The organism is Seonamhaeicola algicola (genome assembly GCF_007997385.1).
Taxonomy (GTDB): domain Bacteria; phylum Bacteroidota; class Bacteroidia; order Flavobacteriales; family Flavobacteriaceae; genus Seonamhaeicola; species Seonamhaeicola algicola.
This window is the reverse complement of sequence record NZ_VOSC01000012.1, coordinates 247,443-272,371: the sequence shown is the minus strand read 5'-3', so window position 1 is coordinate 272,371 and position 24,929 is coordinate 247,443. Positions and strand designations below refer to the sequence as shown.

13 protein-coding genes and 1 tRNA gene are annotated in these 24,929 nt (G+C 32.0%); 1 reads left to right on the top strand and 13 read right to left on the bottom strand.

The genetic code is table 11. From position 1 onward, the window contains the following. Position 1: 1 nt before the first annotated feature. The 5 genes from FUA26_RS03620 to FUA26_RS03600 all read right to left on the bottom strand — a co-directional run bounded on the left by FUA26_RS03620 (position 2) and on the right by FUA26_RS03600 (position 8,367). A complete protein-coding gene (locus tag FUA26_RS03620) occupies positions 2-1,336 on the bottom strand; it encodes an MATE family efflux transporter (protein WP_147131677.1) in 1,335 nt (444 codons plus the stop codon). A gap of 93 nt (positions 1,337-1,429) precedes the next feature. Further along, on the bottom strand, positions 1,430-2,974 hold the full coding sequence (locus tag FUA26_RS03615; RefSeq protein ID WP_147131674.1) for a RagB/SusD family nutrient uptake outer membrane protein: 1,545 nt from the start codon (positions 2,972-2,974) through the stop codon (positions 1,430-1,432). Positions 2,975-2,993: 19 nt separating this feature from the next. Then, the gene (locus FUA26_RS03610) at positions 2,994-6,386 is read right to left on the bottom strand and encodes a TonB-dependent receptor (protein WP_186826849.1); all 3,393 of its coding nucleotides are present in this window, start codon (positions 6,384-6,386) and stop codon (positions 2,994-2,996) included. Between the two features lie 192 nt (positions 6,387-6,578). Next, positions 6,579-7,667, bottom strand: a complete 1,089-nt coding sequence (locus tag FUA26_RS03605; RefSeq protein WP_147131668.1) for a FecR family protein — start codon at positions 7,665-7,667, stop codon at positions 6,579-6,581. Positions 7,668-7,764: 97 nt separating this feature from the next. Further along, positions 7,765-8,367 carry an RNA polymerase sigma factor gene (locus FUA26_RS03600; protein WP_147131666.1) on the bottom strand — a complete coding sequence of 201 codons (603 nt, stop codon included), beginning with the start codon at positions 8,365-8,367 and terminating at the stop codon, positions 7,765-7,767. Between the two features lie 385 nt (positions 8,368-8,752). Here FUA26_RS03600 and FUA26_RS03595 point away from each other — a divergent pair. Next, positions 8,753-8,826 (top strand) — tRNA-Ala (locus tag FUA26_RS03595). Here FUA26_RS03595 and FUA26_RS03590 read toward each other — a convergent pair. The 8 genes from FUA26_RS03590 to FUA26_RS03555 all read right to left on the bottom strand — a co-directional run bounded on the left by FUA26_RS03590 (position 8,792) and on the right by FUA26_RS03555 (position 24,926). Continuing rightward, the gene (locus tag FUA26_RS03590; protein WP_147131662.1) at positions 8,792-9,592 is read right to left on the bottom strand and encodes a 4'-phosphopantetheinyl transferase family protein; all 801 of its coding nucleotides are present in this window, start codon (positions 9,590-9,592) and stop codon (positions 8,792-8,794) included. The genes FUA26_RS03595 and FUA26_RS03590 overlap by 35 nt on opposite strands. After that, on the bottom strand, positions 9,585-13,568 hold the full coding sequence (locus FUA26_RS03585; protein WP_147131659.1) for a non-ribosomal peptide synthetase: 3,984 nt from the start codon (positions 13,566-13,568) through the stop codon (positions 9,585-9,587). Before FUA26_RS03585 ends, FUA26_RS03590 begins: the two co-directional genes overlap by 8 nt. Before the next feature lie 37 nt (positions 13,569-13,605). Next, the gene (locus tag FUA26_RS03580; RefSeq protein WP_246109063.1) at positions 13,606-20,178 is read right to left on the bottom strand and encodes a polyketide synthase; all 6,573 of its coding nucleotides are present in this window, start codon (positions 20,176-20,178) and stop codon (positions 13,606-13,608) included. A 273-nt stretch (positions 20,179-20,451) separates the two neighbouring features. Then, the gene (locus tag FUA26_RS03575; RefSeq protein ID WP_147131656.1) at positions 20,452-21,300 is read right to left on the bottom strand and encodes a methyltransferase domain-containing protein; all 849 of its coding nucleotides are present in this window, start codon (positions 21,298-21,300) and stop codon (positions 20,452-20,454) included. A gap of 163 nt (positions 21,301-21,463) precedes the next feature. Continuing rightward, positions 21,464-22,147 (bottom strand): haloacid dehalogenase type II, encoded by a 684-nt coding sequence (locus FUA26_RS03570; protein ID WP_147131653.1) that lies wholly within the window; start codon positions 22,145-22,147, stop codon positions 21,464-21,466. A gap of 185 nt (positions 22,148-22,332) precedes the next feature. After that, positions 22,333-22,902, bottom strand: coding sequence for a carboxymuconolactone decarboxylase family protein (locus FUA26_RS03565; protein WP_147131650.1), 570 nt, complete (start codon positions 22,900-22,902; stop codon positions 22,333-22,335). Positions 22,903-22,962: 60 nt separating this feature from the next. Then, positions 22,963-23,526, bottom strand: a complete 564-nt coding sequence (locus FUA26_RS03560; RefSeq protein ID WP_147131648.1) for a TetR/AcrR family transcriptional regulator — start codon at positions 23,524-23,526, stop codon at positions 22,963-22,965. Between the two features lie 95 nt (positions 23,527-23,621). Next, the gene (locus FUA26_RS03555; RefSeq protein ID WP_186826848.1) at positions 23,622-24,926 is read right to left on the bottom strand and encodes a TRAP transporter large permease; all 1,305 of its coding nucleotides are present in this window, start codon (positions 24,924-24,926) and stop codon (positions 23,622-23,624) included. Positions 24,927-24,929 lie beyond the last annotated feature (3 nt).

The following is a 24,929-nucleotide window of genomic DNA, read 5'->3' as shown; positions in this document are numbered from 1 at the left end:
GTTAAGAGTTTTTGGCTAGCGGAATAAATTGTTTTTTGAAATAAATTAAAAGTGGAAGGCTTCGTGCAACCATCCAGAAGGTGAGTGCAATAAATATGCCGTTTAGTTTAAAGTTAAAAAAATCTAGGGTGTAAACTATAGGTATAAAAACTACAAATGTTGATAGTAGTAAAACGTTACGTAGTAGTTTCATTTTGCCTAAACCTTTAAAAACGCCATCAAAAATAAATGCTATAGAGCAAATGGGCTGCATGAGTAATACTATCCAAAAAACATTGTAAAAGGTGTTTAAAACCTCAGTTTCTTTGGTAAATAATAACCCAATTGGTTTGTAAATTATGGCACCTATTACGCTAATTGTAATGCCAACAACTAAGCCTATTTTAATAAGTTTTTTATTTAAATATACTAGCGATTTATAATTTTTACCACCAAAAAATTTACCCGATAAAATATTACCTGCGCTAGAATACCCATCAATAATAAACGCGCCTAAAAACCAAAGGTTAATGGCAATAGTATATGCTGCAATATAGTTTTTACCGTAGCCTGTAGCTAACCTAGTTGCAAAATATAGTGTTACGTTTAACGCTAATGTTCTAACAAATAAGTTAGCTACCATACCTATAAATTTGCGTATTTCTTTATTGAAAGGAAAACTAACTAGCAATGGTATGCTTGTTTTTTTAAGTAGATAATATGCTGAAAGCATTGCCATAATAATTTGGGCAATTACACTTGCATAGGCAGCGCCTTCAATATGGATTGGTGCTATAAAGCCATTAATGCCGTATACCAAAACAAAGTCTAAAATTATGTTTAAAAATGCTCCAATAATAGCAATTACCATGGGCTGAAACGTATTTTGTAAACCCCTAAATGTACCAAAAATGGCTATGGTAAATAGTGTGAACGGAAAGCCAAAAACTCTAATTTTATAATATGCTACACTATAATTTAAAATTACATTTGAAGCATTATACAGTTTAAATATATAGGATGCTAAAGGGTAGGTTATTACAATTATTAAAACACTTAAACACAAAACAATAAAAATAGCTTGTGCTGGTAAGTTTTTAACGGCATTTAAATTATTAGCACCAACATATTGCGAAATAATTGATGAAATGGCACTGCGTGTTTGCCCAAACACCCAAATAAGCATAGACATGAAGGTGCCTACAATGCCAACGGCAGCTAAAGATTCGGTTGCATTTACAGAAACATTGCCAATTATTGCTGTATCAGTTATAGATAAAATAGGTTCTGCAACGCCCGATATTAAAGCAGGAATAGCTAGTTTATTTATATGTTTTAGTGATAAAGCGTTTTTCAAACCTTATTATTTTTGAAATAACAAAAGTATTGATTCAAAATAAAAAAGCAGCCCATATAGGCTGCCTTTAACGTTCATTTTTTATGAACAAAACTAATCATTAGCATAATCAGGATTTTGAACGAGTTCAGGGTTTTTATTCAGGGCATCTTGCGGTAATGGCCATTTGTAATGTTTAGGCAAAAACACGCGTTGCGAAACTGGGTCGCCATCAAAACCATTTAAAACTTGTTCGGCAATTCCCCATCGTTTTAAATCAAAGTAGCGTGAATTTTCTAAAGGAAATTCAACTCTACGCTCATTACGCACTTTGTCACGTAATGTTGCCTGATTTAATACTGTTAAGGCAGGATAGTTTGTTGTATCGGTATAATCTACACCATAAGCTCTGGCTCTTACCATATTTATGGCATCAAGAACAGATTGATCAATGTCATTAGCTTCAATTTTAGCTTCAGCATACATTAATAGTACATCGGCATACCTTAAATGAACAAAATCAGTACCATCATTTAATGGTTGAGTTAATGTGCTAATAGTGGTTGGATTTATACCTTTTATGAATGTATAGCCTGTTACCGATTTAATTTCAACTAAAGGATTCCAATTACCTTCAAAAACAGTGGCGTTTAAACGTGGATCTCTGTTTTCCATTGGTGCGTTAGGATCATACAATGGTGAAGAGGTAATTGGAAGCCCATCAGTACACTCATAAGCATTTACTAAATTAACTGTTGGATGGATGTTACCCCAAAAGCCAATCATAATTTGAGTTGACCATAGGGCGCTTTCTCCGGGTGTGTTTGTCATTTTTATTGAAAAAATGATTTCAGGGTTATCAGTTTGTCCTGCTTCTAAAAATATATCATCATATTTAGAAGACAAGCTGTAATTACCGCCATCTATTACTGCTTTTGCAGCTATGGCAGCATTTGTGTAGTCTTTTGTGTAAAGTAATACTTTGGCTTTTAATGCTAAAGCTGCTTCTTTTTTAACATGGCCATCATAATTTGCCGATGGTAAATAATCTATAGCGGTATCTAAATCATCTAAAATTTGAGCAAATACTTCGCTTTGCGGACTTTTTGCAGTGAATTGGTTTTCAACTGTACTAGCTTCAGTACGAATTGGCACATCGCCGTATGTTACAGCTAAGTAGTAATAAAAATAAGCACGTATAAAAAGCGCTTCGCCTTTCCATTGGTTTATTAAACTTTCACTAACGGCAACATTATCAATTTTATCTAAAAATTCATTACAGCCATTTATGCCCACGTAACTAACTCCGTAAAGTCCTTTAATAGCACGTTGTGCTTGTCCGTCTGGGTTTAAAACACCTGTTAAAATATCACGAAAACCATTATCTCGGGCACCATAAGCGTTATCGGTTAACTCATCCCAACCTTGTTGTATTTGTGGGCCACCGTTCCATTTGCTTAGTGTAAGTGTAGAATAAAAGTTTGTTTGTAAATTACTGTAAACACCGGTTAATGCCATTTGAGCATCGGCTTCGGTTTTCCAAAAGGTTCCGCTAGAAATAGCATCACCTGGTTGTTTGTCTAAAAATTCCTCACTACAACTAGTAAAAGCTATAACATATGAAAGGAATAGTATTTTATATATATATTTTGTATTCATTTTTTAACTGTTTAACGGGTTATAAAGCTAGTTTAATACCAAAAGTGTAAGACTTAGATATAGGATACGTGTAAGATGTAAGTATCTCAGGATCTATGTTAAATAAGTTATCACCAGTTATGGTTAAAAGGTTGTCTCCTGAAAAATATAGTTTAGCACTTTTCAATTTTAGTTTTTCAGTTATTTTACTTGGGAATGAGTAGGTAAATGTTACGTTTTTCATTCTAAAATACGATGTATTCATTAACCAAAAAGAGTTAAAATATTTACCTGCACCATACGTACTTAAAGACTCGTTGTAAACGGCTGGCAAACTTGCGTTCATATTGTTTGGTGTCCAAGAATCTGTAAGCCATACTTTAGGGGCATTACCATCTTGATTAAAAGGCTCTACACCGTGTGTTGAACGGTATGTTTTTTGTCCTGCAACACCTTGCCAAAAAGTACTTAACTCAAAGTTTTTATATGAAAGTGAAATGTTTGCACCGTATAATAAATCTGGGTGTTGCCCATCAATATGAATACGGTCATTTTGGTCAACAACATTATCTTCGTCTGGATTTTGGTTTTTAAGACGAATACCTCCTAAATAAGGCGTTAAAGGTTGTGTTGGTGCATTGTCAATGTCTTCTTGTGTATTAAAAAAGCCATCTGCTTCCCACATGTAAAAATCGTTAAATGCGTAACCTTCTTCATTAATAGTAGTATTTCCAATTTCTGGTGCACCGTATTTTACTAATTCATTTTTATACCATGAGAAGTTTGTGCTTACTTTATAGCTAAAATCGCCTAATGTTTTTTGGTGCCCTAACACAATATCCCAACCGGTGTTTTTCATTTCACCTTGGTTTACTTGTGGCCCACCTGCACCAGATTCAACAGATACTTGTAACTGACGTAAAATATCTGAAGTTACTTTTTCATAATAATCTATATTGGCAAACCAAGAACCGCTTTTTGATGTAAAATCAAGACCAATATCTGTAATAGTTGTAGTTTCCCAAGTAATATTAGCATTTGTAAAGTTTTCTAAAACTACACCCGATGCTATTGCTGAACCAAAAGGGTATCCGTGAGAACCCGAAGCGCGTGTTGTTAAATAGTTTCCAGCATCATAATTTCCAAAAGCGTAGCGTGATTGGTATGGGTAGTCATTACTACCATCATTACCAAGTTGCCCCCAAGAAGCACGTAGCTTTAATTGTCTAATAAAATCTACATTTTCCATAAAACCTTCTTGGTCTATACGCCAACCAAGAGAAAATGATGGGAAAACACCAACTCTATTACCTTCGGCAAACCTACTACTAATATCAGTACGTAAGTTAGCTTCAAATAAGTACTTGTCATTAAAAGCGTAATTTAAACGTGAAAATCCACTTCTAATACTACTCTCGGTGGTTGAGCCTGATGTAAGTTGATTTGAAGTTCCGGCACCATCAAGTTCAGTAAGGCTTCGGCTAGCAACACCAAAACGGGTAGAGTTGGTCCACTCTCTTCGTCTAGATTCTTGGCTATAACCTACCATAAATTTTAAATCGTGGGTTTCATCAAATAACTTATTATAAGTTAATGTTGAATAAAAGGTTGTTACTTTAGAAAACTGGTTGCCAACATCAATTTTTGAAGCATCTCGGGTGGTACGGATATATTCACCTGTGCGGTAGTTATATTCATCTTGTGTTAATACTTGATTTTTTGAGCGTGTGTAATCAAATTTATAGGCCGCTTTTGCATCAAACACAAGCCCATCTAAAATACCTATACTAGTAAAAATGTTTCCGTTGAAATTATATTTTTCATCACTAGGTCCGTTTTGTCCATATAATTTTACAAGCGGATTTTCGCGTGTAAAACCTTCATCAAACACAAGGCCATCAGGGTCGTTTGCAGAACCAGAAAAGGCTTTTCCTGCAAAATGCCCTGTGCCATCAAGAGTGTATGGCCCCCAAGTTGGGCGCACCCACCAGGTTTGTAGTAGCGGGCTACCAAAATCATCATTGGGTCCTTTTCTTTCTGATGTTAAACCCATAAAAGTACCACCAACATCAATATTTTCTTTAATTTTTGTTTTAAAATTTAGAAAGAAATTATACTTATCGTAGTTAGAGTTTTGAATCATACCGTCTTGTTTCCAACTACTAAGTGATAGGTTGTATGTGGTTTTTCCGGTAGTACCATTTATGCCTAATGTGTTTCTTTGCACACTACCTGTACGAAGTACAAGATCTGTCCAGTTTGTATTTGGGTACAAAGGGTTATTAGGGTTATTGCGGTAAGCATTAATAACTTCATCTGGATATCCGCCAGTTGCAGAACCTGCCGAGTTTTGCAAACCACGATTGTAAAGTGTCATGTAATCTACCGAGTTGGTAATCATTTCTGGTAACATTGTTGGATTACTCATTTGGTAACTACCATCATATGTAACAGACATGGCATCTTTTCCGCCCGTTTTAGTTTGTACTAAAATTACACCGTTGGCAGCTTTTAAACCGTAAATGGCGGCCGATGATGCATCTTTTAAAACGTTAACAGACTCTATTACACTAGGATCTAAATCTTCAATATTACCTTCAACGCCATCAATTAAAACAAGCGGCGCGTTGCTACTTCCAAATGAGTTTAAACCACGAATATTAATGTTTAAACCTTCGCCACCAGGAATACCGTTTGATTGTGAAATTAATAAACCAGGAACCTGCCCTTGTAATGCTTGTGTTGCGTTTTGCACGGGCCTGTTTTCAATAGATTCATTAGAAACCATAGAAACAGCACCCGTTAAATTTGCTCTTTTTTGAACACCGTAACCCACAACTACAACTTCATCTAAACTAGCAGCGTTTTCTTCTAAAACTACTGTAAGTGTAGATTTTCCGTTTAAAGGAATTTCTTGAGTTGTAAAACCTATGTATGAAATTACAATTATTGAATTGGCCGATGCTACATCTAAAGTGAAATTACCATCAAAATCTGTTTGTGCACCGTTGGTTGTGTTTTTTTCAAGAACAGATGCACCTGGTAGTGGTGTGCCATTTACATCTGTAATTATACCTGTTACGGTAAATTTTTGTGATTTTTTGTTTGTGTTTAGTTGTTGTTTAGTGTCAATTTTTTTGGCTTTAATTATAACCTGCCTATCTGCAATTTTATAGTCTAAACCTATATTGTTTAAAGATTTATTTAAAATATCAGTTAACAAAGCGTCTTTTAGGTTTAGTGATATTCTAGCGTTTTTATCTATTACATCATCTTTATAAAAAAATATATACTCGCTTTTGTTTTGAATTTCTTTAAAAAGTTCTTCTATGCTAACGTTTTTAACATTGATATTTATTTTTACTTGAGAATAGGAAGAGTTTGCGTAAACAGCGCTTAAGCCGAATATTATAAAACATATAAAAACTCTCATAATAGTATACAGGACGTTATGTAACGCCTTTTTGAAACCTTTTTGGGGTCTCATAAAGATTTTATTCATAATTTAGTTATTCTATTTAGTTTGTAATTTTATTGTGATGCAATATTATTGCAACTTAACCACCAGAAGGTGTTGGCGCATCTTCTGGTTTTTTTTATTAAAAAAGTGTTTTCTTCATATGGTTTAATGTGTTTTATTGGTTAGTATTAAGTTATTGTTGGTAATTTTATAGTTTAAATTTTCGGCAGTTCCTGCCTCAATAATGGTTTCAATTACTTTTTCTACGGCATCTTTTAGGTCTAAATGCCCTGAAAACGTTTGTTTTTTAAGTTGTTCATCATCAATGGTTATGGCAATATTGTAATACCTAGATAGTTTTTTAGTAATGTAGTTAAGGTTGCTGTTATCTAGTATTAGTACACCATCTTTCCAAGAAAAATAATGATCTGTATTTACCCTTTTAGCAGTAACTAGCTTTGTAGCTTTATTTATATTAGCCATTTGCCCGGGTTTTATAATTATTTTTTTCTTTTGGTTTAAAATGGAGTTATGTTTTTCTGGGTAAGAAACTTGAACGCTACCACTTTTTAGTACCACAAAATTATTAGTATCATCACTGTAGTTACTTACGTTAAAAACGGTTCCTAACACTTCAATTTCTTGGTTTTCCGTCATCATTATAAATGGTTTTTTAGGGTTATGGGCTACATCAAAAGCAGCTTCACCTTCAACCAGATATACAACCCGATTACTTTCTTTTGAAAAATTAACAGGATACACAAATTTTGACCCCGAGTTTAACCAAACTTTACTACCATCGGCCAATGTTAAAGAAGATCGTTTACCAAATGGTACAACAAGTGTATTGTACTTTGTGGTATTTTGGTTATTGGTATCTTGGGTTAACGTTTGAGAGTTTCCAATATTAACTTTTGAGCCTGTTTTTGAATATGAAATACTAGTGTTTTCACCATCAATTTTCACATTTTTATCATTGGCTATAATGAGTTTTACATTGTTTGTGTTTTCAATTGATTTTACATCAGTAGATTTTACAAAGTTTGAAATTTCTGAAGTTTTGCTTTGTAATTTTAAATACAAACCAACACCTAAAGCCATAACAATAACAGCTGCTGCGCTTGTTGTAAAATATTTTAAGCGTTTTTTAGCTTTCAATTTCTTAATTGATGTGAAAATAGACTTTTTTAAAAGTTCTTTTTCTAAATCTGTTACAGAATTTTTATCAAATTTTTTATTTGAATGTTGGCTCATTTTAATACGTTACATATGTTTTATAAATGAAAATTAACGCTTCGTATTAAATAAAGCATTAACGTATAATTTTATAGACAAAATTTTTCAATTTTTTTTAAAAAAACTGAAACCAAGAAAATATTACTAATGTAGCTGGGTGTTTTCTAAGGGTTTTAATGGCTCTGTAAATATTGGTTCTTGCTGATGCAACTGATACGTTTAACATAGTTGCAATATCTTCGTATGATAAGCCTTCTTCAAACCTGAGTTTTAAGCCTTGGCGCTGTTTCTCGGTAAGTTTATTAAGTAGTGTATTTAGTTTAATTACTTTTTGTTGTTGGGTTTCTTTTTCAACTAAATAATCTTCAACAGGTTTTATGTAATTTTCTTTATAAAGTAGGGTTGAATTCAATTCGTTTTTATCAAAACAAACTTCTTTAACCTTATATTTTTTATTAATTTTTCTTTTTAAAGCTGTGAATAGATAAAACTTAATGTTATCAGTTTCGCTTAGTTTGTTTTTGTATTTATACAAATCAACAAAAAGGTCGTGTATGCAATCCATGGTGTAGCTCTTATCGCCACTAATTTTAATACCGTAAGAAATTAATGAGTCTATATACAAATCATAAAGTTGCCCCAAAGCGGTAGTATTACCTTGCCTTATTTGAAACCAGAGGGTGTGTTCTTTAGTGTTAGTTTTGTTTATAATCTCCATTAACAGCCTTATTTACCTGCTTTCACCAAAACTTTTGAGGTTTTTAAACTAAAATTAGAAACCACAAATTTACTTTCTTATAAAAGGTTTGTTATGTTGTTAAAGAGGGGTGATGGGTACTAATTTATAATAAAAAATTAAAAATTGTTAATTGTGAAGAATTAATTATTAGGTCAATGCTAATTGTAATATGATAAATTTTAGGGTTTAAAAAACATAAAATATTAAAATAACTATAGTTTTTTTACTGTTATTTAAATAGTTGGCTGCGTTGAAATGGTTAATTTTTAAGGGTTTGCGTTACTGTTATTTTTTGTTGAATAGTTGTTTAAAGAAGATTAGATACCTATGCAAAAAATGTATACATTTGTGAAAATAAAAAAATGGGGATGTAGCTCAGTTGGCTAGAGTGCTTGACTGGCAGTCAAGAGGTCACGGGTTCGAATCCCGTCTTCTCCACATTTAAAATGAAGTTTGGTGAAATTTCATGTAGTTTAATTGTGTTTGATACTTTTTGTTTTTCATTTAACGCTATTGAAGCTATATAACTTTTATTTACGTTAAAAGATATAATATCTATATTGGTTTTATTGCTTATAAATGCTGGTTTTACTGGATGCATTCCTTCAATTACATTTAATTTTTTTATTGAATCATCAACACCTATTCCTATATGTTTTACGTAGGCTTCTTTTCTAGTCCATAACTTATAAAAACACAAGTGTTTATCTACACTTTTGTTTACTTTATAGATTTCTTGAGTATTAAATACGTTAGTTAAAATGTCATTAAATACAAAATTTTCATCAATATATTCAATATCAACACCAATTTCAGAATTTGCAATACCAATAAGTGCATAATCATGCGAGTGTGATAGGTTAAAATATATTGAAGAATGAGAGGCTAAGTATGGTTTATTATTTTTGTTGTAAGCAAAGTTAATTTGATTAGTATTTAATGTTACAATTTCACTTAATATACACTTTAATACGGCTCTACATATAATAAACCTATTTCTATCTTTACTAAAACGAAATTTATTTGCTCTATTTATTTCTTCTGTATTTAAGTGCTTTTTTAAAAAAGAAGTAAGGTTTGTGAAATCAAGAAGGTTTATTGTAAATAGTTTTAAACCTTTAAATTGTATAGTTGGTTGTGTTAACTTAACTGCTTTTACTTTTGTAGTTTTACACCTAATATAACTACATGTTTCCTTAGTCATAATTATTTAAAACACATTGAAGTTTATTTGCAAAATCTTTTACTGAAGGGGGCAGAAGCATATCTGTGTGGTTTCCTGCTACCTTATGTTTTTTTATACCATTTAGTGCTATTTTTTTCCAGCCAAGGAGGTTAAAATCGTGAGCAAAATAAATATTTTCAGTAGCTCTAAATAAATCTATTTTAATATTTTCGGGTGTAATTTTGTAGTTAGCGTAAGCTTTTTGATGATATTCATCAATTTTAGAAGTTCTATTAAATTGTATTTGATATTGTTTTTCTTTACCGTATTTGAACCTTAAAATAAAGCCGGAATACATAATTTTAAGCAAGCCCCATCTTCTTTTAAATTTTTTAATACTACTAAACATATCAACACACATATATATTAGCTGACATATGCTGTAAAGCTTTTTTATCATATTTTTTTTAAAGGACTTATTGTAATAATAATGCGGATAAACATAGCTATCAAAAAGTGCAAGAGTTTCAACGTTTTTACCTTTAGATTTTAATTGTTTTGCCATTTCAAAGGCAATAATACCTCCAAATGAAAAGCCCGCTAATTTAAATGGTCCGTTGGGGTTTATTGTTAAAATTTCAGAAATATAATGTGCAGCCATAGCTTCAACAGAGTCATGAGGTTTTTCATCACCACTTATTCCTTTAGCTTGAAGCCCATATACAGGTTGGTCTTTATCTAAATTTTCAGCTAAATTTTTATAAATTAACACATTGTAGTTTGCACCATGGACAATAAAAAGCGGTGGTTTGCTTCCCTCTGTTTTTAATGGCACTAAAGAGTTCCAGGTTATAAAATTTTTATCCATGTAAGCGGCTAACTTACTAATGCTAGAGTTTGTAAGTAGTGATGCTAAAGGTAGTCTATTGCCTGTTTGTTTTTCAATCATAGTCATTACTTTAACGGCAATTAAGGAATGTCCTCCAATTTCAAAAAAGTCACTATGAATATCTATTTGCTGAGTATTTAAACATTCTTTCCAAATGTTTGCTATAATTTTTTCTGAATTAGTGAGATTATCATTTGTTACTTCAACCGCAAGTTTGTTTTTTAAAGATTCCAATAAGCTTTTACGGTCTATCTTTCCGTTGAGTGTTGTTGGAAATTCATTAACAAAATTAAATTTTTGCGGTACCATATGGGGTGGTAATTGTTTGTACAAGGCTTCTTTCCACTTGTTTACTTTTGCTTGGTTATCTGCATTAATATCTAAAGGTATCAAGCTAGCTACTAAATTATCATTGTTTAATAAAATTACAGATGACTTAATGCCTTCTAAAGCATCTAAGGCTTTTTCAATTTCGCCAAGTTCAATACGGTGCCCCCTTATTTTTACTTGTTGGTCAATACGTCCTAAACACTGAATTTCACCAGAAGGAAGTAATTTAGCTAAATCTCCTGTTTTGTATAAAACAGGGCCAAAGTTAGATTCAAAAGGATTTTTTATAAATTTTTCTGAAGTTAAATCTTGTCGTTTCCAATATCCTTTAGCAACACCATCTCCTGCAATACACAGTTCTCCTATTTTTCCGGGAGCAACCAATTGATTTTGTTCATTAACAATATAAATTTGGGTATTATTTATAGGAAGCCCAATGGTTATGATATCATCGGTTTTTGATATTTGTTTTACCGAAGACCAAATTGTGGTTTCCGTAGGGCCATACATATTCCAGAGCTCGTTTACATTTTCAAGTATTTTTTTTGCTAATACTACTGGCATAGCTTCGCCTCCACAAAGTGCCTTTAATGGTAAGGGTTTGTTCCAACCGGCATCAAATAACATTTGCCATGTAGTTGGGGTTGCTTGTAAAATAGTTATTTCTTCTTTCTTAAGTAGGTCTAGTAACAAACGGCTGTCTTTGGCCGTTTCTTCATCTGTTAGAATTAATTTAGCACCTTTTAATAAAGGTGTAAATAGTTCTAAACCTGCTATGTCAAAAGAAATAGTGGTTATAGAAAGAAGCTTATCAAATTTTTCTATACCGGGCTCTTCCAGCATGCTGTAAAGAAAGTTAACCAGATTTTTGTGTGTAATGGGTACGCCTTTTGGTTTTCCTGTAGAACCTGATGTGTAAAGTAAATATACATTGTCATTAATACTTACGTTAACACTTATGGGTTTGGTAGCATGATTGCCTAATTCTGATAAAATAGTATCAATAAGTAATATTTCAGTATTAGGTTGTAGTACAGTTAAAAGTTCGTTACTTGTTATTAGGTATTTTGCCCCCGAATCTTCTAACATAAACTCTAAACGGTTGCTTGGGTATTTGGGGTCTAGTGGTAAATATGCAGCACCACATTTCATTATAGCCACTAAACTAACTACTAGTTCTATTGAGCGTGGTAATGAAACACCAATGAAATCTCCATTACTAACACCCTTACTAATTAAATAACTTGCGAGTTGGTTTGATTGCTTTTCTAAATCCAGATATGATATGGAATCATCACCTAATTTTATAGCTAAATTGTTAGGTGTTTGAAACGCTTGTTTACTTAAAAGTTGATGTAAAGGTTGTTTGGGAAAATTAACAACGGTATTATTGAGTTTTAAGTATTCGGAATCATCAACTTTTACAAATTCACCTATTTTAGTATTTGGATTTTCAACAATATCTAACAAGATTTGTTTAAAAGAAATCATCATTTTTTCAATGGTATCTGGCTTAAAAAGTGCAGCGTTATAAGACCATTCTAAAATAAGTTCATCTTCAGTCCCTGTGGCATTTAAGAATAACTCAAAAGCCTCATATTCTCTAGGGTTGCTTATAAGTTTATGGGTTAAGCCTTTAAAATGTACAGCACTACTCATTCCCATATCAATATTAAACATAATTGGTACTAAGGGAATTCTAGATGGGTCTCTTGTTATAGATATTTTTTTAAGTAGTTGACCAAAACTAAATTGTTGATAATCATAGGCATCTAATATTGAAGTTTTTCTGTTTTTTAAATATTCACTAAACGCAATTTCTGGTGAAAGTTTACTTCTTAACGGCATTAAATTAACACAATGACCTACCAGTTGTGTTTTACCACTTTGCGATTGCCCTGATGCAGGTAAACCAACTACTAAATCATCTTGTCCTGTTATGTTATATAGAAAAACTTCAAAAGCTGCTAATAGTGTAATAACAAAACTTGCTCCAGATTTTACACCTGTTTTTTTTAAGCTTGAAACCAAGCTTTTATCTATTGCAAAATCTAAGCGTTTACTTTTAAAAGTTCTTAACTCTGGTCTTGGAAAATCTGTTGGTAAAGTTACAATGGGAACAGATGAATTATATTGATTTATCCAATAATTTTCGGTTTTTTTATAAGCATCACTATCAATAAATAATTGTTGTTCTGTAGCGTATGAGCTATATGTTTCTGCTTGAGGTAAACTAGGAGTTTTATTGTTAATAACCGCAGAATATATTTCGCCTAATTCTTCTAGCATAATACCTACAGACCACCCGTCGCAAATAATATGGTGGGCTGTAATTACTAAACGGTGTTCGTTTTCTGAAATTTTAATTAAACCTATTTTAAAAAGAGGCCCTTTAACTAAATTGAATATATAATTGGCATCGGCAAGTAAATAATCTGAAAACGCAATATCTTTTTTAGAGTCATTTTCTTGAGAAATATCTTTATAATCTATTCTTAAAGGTAAGGTTTTAAAAATAGTCATAAACTTACCATTTGTACTATAAACAGATCTTAATGCCTCATGACGATTTACCAAAACTTGAAGTGCCTTAATAAGAGTTTCCTTATTCAAGTTTCCATTTAAAACAAGTGTTACAGATTCGTTATATGCTCTATTAGCATCAGCGCCACCAAATTTACAGGCTATCCAAATTTCTGCCTGAGATTCTGTTGTATAAATAACTTTATCAATCTCTGGAGATTTAAATGGATTGTGATTATTTTTCACTTCTGTACCAAATAGTACTTCTTTCATCAGTTAAAATGTTGGATGGTTAAAAAGAATCTTTTATCTACAGGTTTATTTTTTTATAGTTCCCGTTTAAACGTTCTTCTATAAACCACGCAGGGTTTCCTTCTTCATCAATACCAAGTTTGGCTCCTTGTATTGGTGGTGTGTTTAATTCTTTTACAGTTTTCTTTTTATTAGATGAATTGTTAGAAGGTAAAATACCTACTTTAATTAATTCTTCTACACTTTCTTTAAAGCTTTGTATAATGAAGGTAATGTCTTCATCTTTAAAGGCTTCGGTCATGTAGCATGGAAAACCGTCCCAAATATGAATGCCTTTAAGCCTAAGTAAAACAAATAATAACTCTGAGTATGGAATATCTTCTTTAAAAGCTGTTCTCCATAAAGACCTAAAATAATTTATTTGAATAGGTAATTTCTTTTCTGTAAAATAGATATTTAATTCTGAAGCCAACTGTTCAGTTAAATTAGCTAGCCGGTTTTGAAGTTTTGTTTCGTTGGCTTTTAAATGTAAAAGAGCAGCTTTTGTTGAAGCTAATGCCAATGGATGACGAACAAAGGTGCCCGCAAAGTAAGTTACACCAACTTCTGGAAAAGAGTCATCTCCGTATTGCCAAAAGCCACCATCTAGGGCATCCATGTATTTTTTGCTTCCTAAAATAGCTCCAATAGAAATACCGCCGCCAATTACTTTTCCGTAGGTAGCCACATCAGCTTTAATACCATACATGCCTTGAATGCCTTGAGGATGCATACGGAAACCTGTAATAATTTCATCAAAAATTAAAGTTATATCCTCTTGTTGGGTTATTAGCCTTACTTCTTTTAAGAAATTAATAGGCTGAAATTCTGGTCTTCTACTTTGAATTGGTTCAACTAAAACAGCAGCAATTTCATTAGCCCTATCTTTTATTATTTGTAAGCTTTCGTCTGTACCATAATCTAAAACTAACATATTTTGTACTGCATCTTGCATAATGCCCGGAGCAGCAGGAAAGGTTCTTTTCATTTTTGAACCTCTTACTATTACCTCATCATTAATACCATGGTAAGAGCTAGAAAACACAACGATTAAAGATTTGCCCGTTACTGTTCTTGCAATACGCATGGCTCCTAAAACGGCTTCAGATCCAGTATTGCATAGCGCTGCTCTTTCATGCTTTGTTAATTCACAAAGTAACTGGCAAACTTCACCAGCTAATGGGTGTTGTGGCCCTACTTCAAAACCAAGTTCTACTTGATTATGAATAGCCTCTTTAATAAAATCTGGTTGATGACCAAATAGACAAGACCCAAATCCGTTTAATGTGTCTAAAAATTCATTGCCATCTAAATCCCAAAGTTTGTTTCCTGATGATTTTTCAACTACCAAAGGATAAACCAATTCTTTAGTAAATGGTTTAAAACCAGAAACCACCCTAGGATCAGCCATGTGCCCTCGATGTTTTTGTGTATAAGCTTTACTTTTAGCTGTTTTTTTATTGTAGCTAACGGTTAAATTTTTTAGAAATGCTTCTTGTTGAGTTGTTATTTGTGTAGCTGTTTTTTCAATTTTAGGAGAGGCCCCAAAAGGTTTTTTATGATCTTTTACTTCATCTGTTTTCTCTTTAGAAACATTATTTAGTGTGGGCTTTACATTATTTGTTGCTGCAGCTTGTTGAGGGATTATAGCTGATTCTTCGCTTCTTAATAGTTCTAACTGTTTACCTAATAATTTTAGTTGTTGCGCAATTAAATCAATGGCAGAGTTGTTATTTGAGTATGTAGGGGTGCTTAAATTTGTTCCGTTAGATTGTAAAGGAATAATAGGTGCCTCTGTATTTACTGGTGTAACATTAGGGTTGGTAGTTATTACTGGAGTAAATTTACTTGTTGGTAACGTGTTTTCTAAATAATCTGCTAAAAGATGAGGCGTTGCAAATTCTCCATTAAGCTGTCTGAATGTAATAGGTGTTTCAAACTCATTTTTACAGGTAATAGCCATTTGGGTTAAGACTAAAGAGTCTAAGCCAAGTTCTAAAAAACTGTCTTCATACTCACTAGGTTGCAAATTTATACCAGCCGTATTAAGTACTATTTCAGATATTTTTTCTAGAATTAGTTGTTTTCTATTTGGTTGTTCTATTGTATTCATTTGTGTTTGTGGGAGTTGTAGGTTGTTTAGTTGATTTGGAATGTTTGCTATTATTTTTTCAGGCACTGGAGGGTTTATCCAGCAAGGTTTTTTATCAAAAACATATGATGGTAATGTTACCTTTTGCCTTTTTTCATTTTTATAAAAAGCTGCCCAATTAGGTTCAATACCATTTAACCATAGCATTCCTAGAGCGTTAAAAACTGTATTATATGCGTTTTCTCCGTTGTTAGGTTTTACCAAACTAGAAATAGATACACTGCTATTAAATTGCTTTTTTTGTTTAGATAATGTTGTAAGTGCTCTACCTGGTCCAACTTCTAGTAGCACTAGGTCTTCTAGTTTTAAAGCTGTTTCCATGGCTTGTGAAAAACGTACGGTATCTCTTAAATGATTGGTCCAATATTTAGGGTTAGTAGCCTCGGCATCACTAAGCCAAGTACCTGTTACTGTTGATATAATTGGTAACTTAGGAATATTTAAAACTATTTTATTTACTTCATTTTCAAAGGTTTTTAGTACGGGGTCCATCATGGTTGAATGGAAAGCATGACTAGTTATTAGTTTTTTATTTGCTATTGTTTTTTGGCTTAGCATAATAGAAAAGTCTTCAATAGCTTTGTCTTCGCCCGATACTACCGATAATAAATCTGAATTTGCTGCTGCTATAGATAACGCTTTTGGAAGTATTTTTTTTAAATTTTCATAAGGCATCCTAACAGAGAGCATACTGCCTTCGGGAAGTTTACTTACTAACTTGCCTCTAACAGCAACTAACAATAAAGCGTCTTTTAAAGAAAATACACCTGCTAAATGAGCTGCTACAAACTCGCCAATGCTATGGCCGCAAAGCATTGTTGGTTTAATGTCCCAACTCATCCACAATTGTGCAAGCGCATATTCAACTATAAACAAAGCAGGTTGAGTGTATTGGGTATCCTTTAATGTGTTTTCAGCTTCAGGAGAATTTGTTTTAGGATAAATAATATCTTTAATATTATAGCCAAATTCGTTATTTAAAATCTCAGCACATTGATTAAATGCATTTTTAAAAACGGCTTCGTTTTCATAAAGTGCTTTTCCCATTTGCAAAAACTGCGCGCCTTGACCAGGAAACAAAAAAGCTAGATTACTAGGAGCTACTTTTAAATGAGACCTTCTGTTAGAAGGTATTTTATTAAATACGGTATCTATTTCATTTTTTGAATTAGATAACACAGCAAAATATCGTCTATTAAAACCTTCTTTTGTAGTGGAAAGTGTATAGGCAATATCGGCTAATTTTATGTTATTATCATGTTTTATATAAGTTTCTAAAGCCAATTTGTAAGCTTCTAAACTATAATCTGATTTGGCAGACCATGTTAGAAGTTGAACAGGTCTTTTGCTTTTGTCTGATGGTTTTTCATTAGTATTATATTCTTCAACCACAATATGTACATTGGTTCCTCCTACTCCAAAAGAACTTATACCTGCGCGTCTTGGTTCATCAGAATTCCATTCACTCAATTTAGAGTTTACATAAAACGGACTGTTTTCAAAATTTATAGATGGATTAGGCTTTTCATAACCTAAAGAAGCTGGTATTTTCTTGTTTTTTAAGGCTAACATAGTTTTAATAACACCAGCTACACCAGCTGCTGCTGTGAGGTGCCCCATATTGCTTTTTATAGAGCCAATAGCACAATATTCTTTGTTTGGTTGTTGGCCAAAAGCTAAACGTAATCCTTCAATTTCTATAGGATCTCCTAAAGGTGTTGCGGTTCCATGTGCTTCAATATAACTAATGGTTGAGGCGTTTATTTTTGCATCACTTAATGCACTTACAATAGCGCCAGCTTCTCCTTCAACACTTGGTGCTGTAAAACTCCCTTTATTAGAGCCATCATTGTTAACTCCAATACCTTTAATAACACCATAAATGGTGTCTTTATCTTCAATAGCATCGTCTAAAGCTTTTAACAATACAACTCCAGCGCCATCACTAAACATAGTGCCTTTTCCGTTAGCATCAAAAGGGCGGCATTGTCCATTATCACTTAACATAGAGCCCTCTTGGTATAAATGACCACTGTTCATGGGTGCTGTTACGCTAGAGCCACCTGCCAATGCTACATCACATTGTCCACTTCTAATAGCTTCTACCGCTTGTGCTATAGCAAGTAAAGATGTAGAGCATGCAGAGTGTACACTTACTGCGGGCCCTTTTAGGTTTAGGTGATATGCTGTTCGGGTTGCAATGTAATCTTTGTCATTAACTGTGAACGATTGAAATTTTCCAATAGCTTTTATTAAATTGGTATTAGGAATTACATTGTTTATATAATAAGTATTGTTACCGGTACCTGCATAAACACCAATACTGCCATTGTAATGGGCTGGTAAATGACCTGAAGTTTCTAGAGCCTCCCAAGCTATTTCTAAAAACAACCTTTGTTGGGGGTCCATTGCTTCAGCTAGTTTTGGATTTATCCCAAAAAAGCGAGCGTCAAAACTTTTTGCGGATGAAACAACGCCTCTTGCTGCAACGTACATTGGGTCATTACGCAATGATTCTGGAATAGATGTATCAAGTTCTTCTGGCGAGAAAAAAGTAATGGTGTCTTTTCCATTTTGTAAAACTTCCCAAAGTTCATCTATTGTAGAAGCTCCAGGAAACCTACAAGCCATAGCAACAACAGCTATATCTCCGCTAGTTTTTTTCTTAGATTTAATGTTGTTTCTATCAAAACTATTCTTAGGGTTTAAGAAGTTTGATAGAGCAGAAATGGTAGGGTGTTGATATATTTTAGTAACTGGTATTTCTAAACTAAGCTTCTCCTTTATTAAGGCAGATACTTTTTGTGTTAAAAGTGAAGTGCCGCCCATTTCAAAGAAATTGTCATCAATACCTATTTCGATACCACCTAATAATTCGCTCCAAATATCTACAATAGCTTTTTCGGTTTTATTTCTAGGTTTTTTTAATAGAGGAGCAGATTCAGGTCTTTTGTTTACAATTACAGGAAGTTTTCTTTTATCTATTTTTCCGTTAGAATTCATTGGAAACTCACTTACGGTTATAAAAATAGAAGGTATCATATACTCAGGGAGTATTGTTTTTAATAGAGTTTTACAGTCTTCACTATTTTTGTTTTTATTATTGTACTGTATATAAGCAACCAATTTATCTTGGTTACCAATGGCGTTACTGCTTATAACAATTCCTCTGTTAACAAAAGGTAATGTGTTTAAGGTGGTTTCTATTTCTCCTAATTCTATGCGATATCCTCTAATTTTTACTTGGTCATCTTTTCTGCCAATAAATTCAAGTTTGCCATTGTTATTACAACTAACATGATCACCTGTTTTGTACATTTTTTGACCAGGCTCAAACGGGTTATCTATAAATTTCTTTGCTGTTAACTCTGGTTTATTCAAATATTCAAGTGCTAAACAATCTCCCGAAAGACATAATTCTCCCGTTTCACCAGGCTTACATAACTCATGGTTTTCTGTTACTATATATGCATTTGTATTAGCTAATGGAAACCCTATAGGTAAAACTTTACTAGTATTGTTAGCCGCTTCATATTTAAAAATAGTAGATGTTACGGTTGTTTCTGTTGGCCCATACTCATTATAGAAATTGCAAACTTGACCAAGTTTTTCAGCTAATTTTAAAGAACATGTTTCTCCGCCAGCAATGATTCTATTTAAAGATTTAATGCCATATAAACTGGGTAAACTTTCTAAATAACTAGGTGTGGCATGTAAGTGAGTAATATTATTTTTTTCTAAAAAATCTTTTAGTTTATGTTGTGTTATAACGTCTTTATCTACTATAAACAGCGAAGCTCCGTTTAATAAGGCCAAAAATATTTGCTCTACAGAAGCATCAAAACAATAATTGGAGAATAATAAAATGCGCTCATCACTTTTTAAATTAAAGTAGTTGGTTTGAGATGTAATTAAATTTACTACAGATTTATGTTTTATAACAACACCTTTTGGTTTTCCAGTAGTTCCTGATGTATATATAACATAAGCAGGATTTTCATTTGTTATAGTGTCATTACAATCTATTTTATTATTAAAAGATTCTTGCTTACATATAAAATCATTAATTATAGAAATATCTATAGTTAGTTTACAATTACTATCCTTTTTAATATAATTTTTTCTAGACTCGGGGTAATCAATATCAATAGGTACGTAAGCAGCACCCGTTTTAAGAATTCCAAGTATGCTAATTATTATCCACTCACTCCTTTCAATCATTAAACCAACTAAATCTTTAGCTTCTACATTATGAGTTAACTTTAAATAGTTTGCAAATTGATTTGAAATATCTTCAAGCTCTTTGTAGGTTAGAGATTTTTCATTGCATACTAAAGCGGTATTTTTAGGGGTTTTAATTGTTTGATTAACAATTAATTCATGAAGCGTTTTATGTGCATAAGCAAGTTTTTCACCTTGCATTTTATAAGTAGGTTTCATTGCAGTTAAGCTGTTTTAATACACTATAACATTCAATTATATTGAAGTGTATAGTTTTAAAGTAGATATTAACAGGGGCTATAAATTAATATCAGTTTAAAAATTAACACAATAGTACTAATATTGGCCTTTATTATTGAAATAAGAACTTTATGTTACACTAAAATTCGATGAATTGTAACCAACGCTAAGGTTTGATGATAAAAATGTATTATACTAATTACTGCATAATTACAGTATGATACTTGAGGTTAAGAGTTTTTGTTTTGATATTTAACCTTTGGCTATAATGAATTTTTGTTTAACATGTTTGCTAAAAATTTTATCTGATTCATGCCACAAAGCAAAACCAGCTTCTTTGAATAATTTAGAATAGTTATGAGAGAATGAACGTTCACTTCCATAAGGAATAGAATTGGGATTTTTATAAAAGTTGTGATTTATATCGTTTGGTTCAATAGCTACAAAAACAACAGTTCCTAAGTTTTTTATTTCCTTTAATAAATTCTTTAAATTATTTTCAGTAAAATATTCCAGTACGCCTCTAGATGTAACAAAAATAGTATTAGAGCGCCCATAGTTTTTAACCCAATCTAAACCATCGGAAGCAATGAATTTAAGTTTGTTATTGTTTTTGAAATTTAAACTGTTTTTTTCAGTTTGAATAGGGCTGAGGTCTATACCTATTAAGCTTTTAACCTCAGGGAATTCATTACTTAAATAATTTAATACTTTCCCGTTTCCAGTTCCAATTTCAACTATAGTATGTAGTTTTAAGGTGTTTTTTTCTAATTCATCTTTCAAAACGTTAAATATAAATGAACAATCTGGTAAGAAGTTTTTATGGAAAGAATCATCATTAGAATCAAAAAACTCGTCTCCTTTTTTCACCCAATAATTTTGATGAAGTTTTGATAATAGCTCATGATTTTTATCTTTTTCTACTTTATTTAAAAGGGCTCTTCGCATTAAGCGTTCAGTAAAGTTTAATTTTCCTTTAAGGACTAAAGTCATACCATTTTTAGCTAATTCATTAGCTTTATTAGGGTAAACTTTTATTAGAATAATACCTAAAGTTCTTGAAAGTAATTCAATTACAGCTAGTCTTATTTTTGCTTTCATTTTAAGAATAAATTATGGTAACAAATAAAAACTATTATTGCATATAATTAAATTATTAATGTCTATGTGTAAATTAATTTGTTAAATGATACTATTTAGGATATTTATTGAAGTGTTATAATAATATATGCTCCACAAAAAAGCTTCTATAAAGCAAGCTTTTTTATGTTAGTTTAATAAGAGCTTTACTTAACGCTAATAAATCTGGTTTAACAAATTCTGGTTTTTTTGCTAAAGGATAAAGTTGTTGCCCGGGCCTACTAATAAAAGCTGCTCTCCAATTTGCCCAAAGTGCACCAGCTACATCCCAACCGTGGGCTGCAATTAACATGCTTTCTGTTGGTTTTATACCAATTTTTTTTGAGGCCCATGCGTACGAATCTGTAAATGGCTTAAATTTTTTAACGCCTTCTACACTTAACACATCAGCAAAATACAATGATAAATTAGCATTTTCTAATTGATTTTTCACACCTTTTTTTGATGAGTTTGTAAACGCCACAAGTTTGTAATTATTGTTTTTTAATGCTGTTAGTGCTGGTTTTACATCTGGGTGTGCTGGTAGTGATTGCATAGCATTAGTTATTGTTGTTTTTGCTTCTAATTCAGAAATTACAATGCCATTATTTAACGCTATCATTTGTAGTGTTGCAGCTCCAATATCAGAAAAAGAAAAATATTGACCACTTGCACTAGTAACTAATGAATATTGTAGCATAGTAGTAAACCAAATAGTTAGTAGCTCTTGATTACCATTTAAACTGTTTGCAATAATTGGTTTTATACTTGTTAGATCTAAAAGTATTTCATTTACATCAAAGAAAAGAACTTTAGGTCTTATTGTCATTTCTCTTTTTTTTGTATTTATTATTTAGAAATATATTACTATAAGGTAAAATTTTTTAGAAGAACAATGAGTGTAATTAACTATAAACAATTAAAATACAATATTTTACTTTTACTAGTTTATTCAAAACCACATTGTTTCATAATAAAAACACTAGGCTTTTGCCTAGTGTTTAAATAGTTTTTTTATTTTTTACTCCACGCAAATTTTTGAAAAGGAGCATCTACTGCTGTTTCGGCTATATGATTTGTATAATTACTAATTACTTTTTGAGAAAGTCCTAAAACTATTTCTAAAAGTTGTTTGTTGGTATAACCAACAGCAAAGAATTTTTCTTTTTCTTCATTTGAAATATAACCTCTGTTTTTTGTTAATGCTAAAGTTGTTTCATGTAAAACTTGTAGCTTTTCATTGGGTAAAGCAGTTTGATTTCTTAAAGCATCAATAACAGCATCATCAACTTTCATTGCTTTGGCAATAGCTGTATGCGCCGGAACACAATAATGGCATGCGTGCTCAACATTTATTGTTTGCCACACCACGGTTAACTCATCGTTGTTAAATGATGTGTTTGTAAACAACTCATGTAAATTTTGATAGGCCTCTAATAGCTCTGGAGATTCTGCTAAAACACCATGTAAATTAGGTACATAGCCATATGCATTTTGAGATTTTTCTAATAAACTTTTACTTTTTTCAGGTGCAGTTTCAATAGTATGAATTTTTAATGTGTCTACGTTACTTGTTGTACTCATAATTTTAAATTTATATTAAATAACTAAACAATCGTTTAGTTATTGGTTAAAAAAAATGTTTTATATGTTTTTAAATGTTAATTCAATATAATCTGCTATTTCTTTGTTGTTATTAACTCTGGTTGCTGCAGCTAAACCATGTTTTGCTAACAGTAGAAAATTAGCTTGTTTTAATACAGTGTCTTCGTCTTTTGTTTTATCGGTTTTTAATTTTTCAATAAACAAAATCTTTAAATTTTCCATAAATTGAAGTATATCAGTTTTAATAACTTCATCATCAATAAACGAAAATTCATTGTAAGTATTTGTAATTAAACAGCCTTTAACATTGCCCTCTTCATAACAAACATCTACAGAATCATAAAAAAAATCTTTTATGGCATCAACTCCTTTAGTTGAGTTTTGTAGCTTATCAAAAATGTTTTTTCTGTTCTTTTTATAATTTTTTAGTGTTTGTTTAAATAAACCATGTTTACTACCAAAGCTAGCATAAATAGAAAACTTATTAATGCCCATTTCACTTTCTAGCATTTGCATAGATGTATTCTCATAACCATTACGCCAAAAAAGGCGCATTGCTTTTTCTAATACCTCTTGCTCATTATATTGTTTTCTTCTAGCCATTTAAACTTAAATACATAACAAAACTAAACGATAGGTTAGAAATAGAAAAACTTTTAACATCATTTTTGCATTTTAAGATAAGTTGAAAATGATTTTTACAATCCGAAAAGCCTAGGCAACCACATTGATATTTCAGGAATATATGTAATTAGCAAAAGAACTATTATCATTATAAGTAAAAAAGGTAATAGTGGTTTTACTACTTGAGATACCGAAACTTTGGCAATACCACTACCCACAAATAAAATGGTACCAACAGGCGGAGTACATAAACCAATACAAAGGTTAAGTACCAATACAATACCAAAATGTACAGGATCCATACCCAAGGCCATTACCACAGGTAAAAAAATGGGTGTGAATATAAGTACAGCGGGTGTCATATCCATAAACGTACCAATAACAAGTAGTGTAAGGTTTATAACTAAGAAAATAGCAAACTTACTGCTGAATTGTTCCAGCAGAAAATTACTCATTAATGCTGGTATACCTTCAAAAGAAAACAACCAACTCATAGCCATAGAAGTACAAATTAAAAACATTACTACGGCAGTAGTTTTAGCACTATTCAATAAAATATTAGGAAAACTTTTAAGTGTAACATCTTTATAAATTAGCGCTAGTACAGCAGCATATAAAACTGCAATAACCGAAGCCTCTGTAGCAGTAAAAACACCAGCAACAATACCGCCAACTACTATTACAAGCATAAGTAAGCTAAAAAAAGCTTTTGTAAAATGATTCCAAACTTCTTTTAAAGTAGCTCTTTGTCCTTTAATAAATTTACGTTTTATAGCCACAAAAACTATATAACCAATAATGGCCAAGCCTAATAAAATACCTGGTAAATAGCCAGCAATAAATAATGCTGCAACAGATGCTGCACCACCACTAGCTAAGGCATAAACAATTAAAATATTACTTGGCGGAATTAATAAACCAGTTGTTGATGATGTTATATTAACCGAAGCACTAAAAGCTCTTGGGTAGCCTTCTTCTTCCATTCTATCTGTCATGATACTACCAATAGCCGATGTTGCAGCCACTGCAGAACCCGAAATAGCACCAAACAACATAGATGCTAGCACGTTTACATAGGCAAGCCCACCGGGTAAACTTGCAACTAACGATTTTGCAAAATTTATAAGCCTATTGGCTATACCACCTTGTTTCATTATTTCGCCAGCTAAAACAAAAAACGGAATGGCTAAAAGAGCAAAACTATCAATACCCGTAGTCATACGTTGGGCAATGGTTGTTATACCTGGCATTTTATCAATATTTAGTAGCAAACTTAAGGTGGTAGAAATACCAATACTATAGGCTACCGGTACTTTTAACAATAACAGAAAAAAGAAACTAGCAAACAATACAATAATACTTATTACTTCAATGCTCATAGC

Coding starts and splice junctions, on each gene's coding strand:
- FUA26_RS03590 (WP_147131662.1), bottom strand. CDS start 9,592: ATGACTAAGGAAACATGTAGTTATATTAGGTGTAAAACTACAAAAGTA.
- FUA26_RS03610 (WP_186826849.1), bottom strand. CDS start 6,386: ATGAGAGTTTTTATATGTTTTATAATATTCGGCTTAAGCGCTGTTTAC.
- FUA26_RS03560 (WP_147131648.1), bottom strand. CDS start 23,526: ATGGCTAGAAGAAAACAATATAATGAGCAAGAGGTATTAGAAAAAGCA.
- FUA26_RS03575 (WP_147131656.1), bottom strand. CDS start 21,300: ATGAAAGCAAAAATAAGACTAGCTGTAATTGAATTACTTTCAAGAACT.
- FUA26_RS03565 (WP_147131650.1), bottom strand. CDS start 22,902: ATGAGTACAACAAGTAACGTAGACACATTAAAAATTCATACTATTGAA.
- FUA26_RS03555 (WP_186826848.1), bottom strand. CDS start 24,926: ATGAGCATTGAAGTAATAAGTATTATTGTATTGTTTGCTAGTTTCTTT.
- FUA26_RS03585 (WP_147131659.1), bottom strand. CDS start 13,568: ATGAAAGAAGTACTATTTGGTACAGAAGTGAAAAATAATCACAATCCA.
- FUA26_RS03605 (WP_147131668.1), bottom strand. CDS start 7,667: ATGAGCCAACATTCAAATAAAAAATTTGATAAAAATTCTGTAACAGAT.
- FUA26_RS03580 (WP_246109063.1), bottom strand. CDS start 20,178: ATGAAACCTACTTATAAAATGCAAGGTGAAAAACTTGCTTATGCACAT.
- FUA26_RS03570 (WP_147131653.1), bottom strand. CDS start 22,147: ATGACAATAAGACCTAAAGTTCTTTTCTTTGATGTAAATGAAATACTT.
- FUA26_RS03600 (WP_147131666.1), bottom strand. CDS start 8,367: ATGGAGATTATAAACAAAACTAACACTAAAGAACACACCCTCTGGTTT.
- FUA26_RS03615 (WP_147131674.1), bottom strand. CDS start 2,974: ATGAATACAAAATATATATATAAAATACTATTCCTTTCATATGTTATA.